3 protein-coding genes are annotated in these 1,143 nt (G+C 31.8%); 2 read left to right on the top strand and 1 reads right to left on the bottom strand.

What is annotated here, in order from left to right; all coding sequences use genetic code 11:
• Both EKL98_RS16785 and EKL98_RS16780 read left to right on the top strand, forming a co-directional pair.
• On the top strand, positions 1-360 hold a 360-nt coding region (locus EKL98_RS16785), incomplete at its 5' end, for a glycine cleavage T C-terminal barrel domain-containing protein (RefSeq protein WP_317125407.1).
• Positions 361-363: 3 nt separating this feature from the next.
• On the top strand, positions 364-555 hold the full coding sequence (locus EKL98_RS16780) for a hypothetical protein (RefSeq protein ID WP_126563220.1): 192 nt from the start codon (positions 364-366) through the stop codon (positions 553-555).
• Between the two features lie 112 nt (positions 556-667).
• Here the strand turns inward: EKL98_RS16780 and EKL98_RS17755 are convergent.
• The coding region (locus EKL98_RS17755) for a hypothetical protein (RefSeq protein WP_158618351.1) at positions 668-1,143 on the bottom strand (476 nt) is incomplete at its 5' end.

Here is a 1,143-nt window from a genome sequence, read left to right as displayed (position 1 = left end):
GACATCAATGACACGACTTCGCCACTCGAAGCAGGTTTGGGTTGGATTACCAAATTCACCAAAGAATTCACCAATTCTGAAAACTTGAAAAAGCAAAAAGAAGCGGGTGTTTCTAAGAAATTAATCGCTTTCGAAATGCAAGAACGCGCTGTTCCAAGACACGATTATGAAATTGTGGATGCTTTGGGCAACGTCATTGGAATCGTAACTTCTGGAACGATGTCACCATCGATGAATATTGGAATCGGAATGGGTTATGTAACTACTATAAACAGTACAATTGACAGCGTTATTTTTATTAGAATTAGAAAAAATGATGTTCCAGCCAAGGTGGTAAAATTGCCTTTCTACAAGAAATAATAATTGAAAAAAGCAATCGTTATACTACTCTTATTTTTATCAAATGAGATCATTGCCCAGTCTGAAACGGTTGCTTGTATTACCTTATCCAAAATTAACGGGTTAATCAAAGATTTTCATTTCAAACCAAAACCGGTAAATGACAGTTTATCGGTTTATGTTTTTACCCATTTTCTAAAAATTTATCTGTTTTAATAATATTACAATCTAATGCCATTTTTTAAAGTATAGAAAATGTGTTTTCATCTTCTTCACTTTCATATTCTTTATTATGTTTAATAGTAAATTCAATTAACCAGTGAGCGAATTACAAAGCAACAAAAGCATTTTTATCATAACAGATTAATGCGGATTCTTTATAAGTTGGAAATAGACTAGGTCCATTTTTTCCATCTGAAGTACGAAACGAAATCAATTGACTGACTTTTGGCTTTCCAAAATGAGCAACTTCAGAAAGTTCTCTATATAATACTTTTGCAACCTCTTTAAACACATTGTTGACCTTTGGTGTTTGTCCAATAAGTATTTTGAGAGGTAAACTGTCGATTTCGTGTAATCTTGTTAGCTTTTCAAGTTGCTTTCTTATTAAAGTATAAGCTTCGATTAAATCCCCAGAAAGGTTTAAGTCGTTTTTTATGTGATGAGATCTTATATAGGAAATGGCAATATTTAATTGATATAAAAATTCTTTTGTCGGTTCTTCATACTTTCCAACTAGTTTTTTTGCTACTAAATTAATTAGACCATCTAAAGTTATTCTGAAGCTATAGTGAACTTCAGTTT

The organism is Flavobacterium bomense (assembly GCF_003970355.1).
This window is presented reverse-complemented; position numbering and strand designations above follow the sequence as displayed.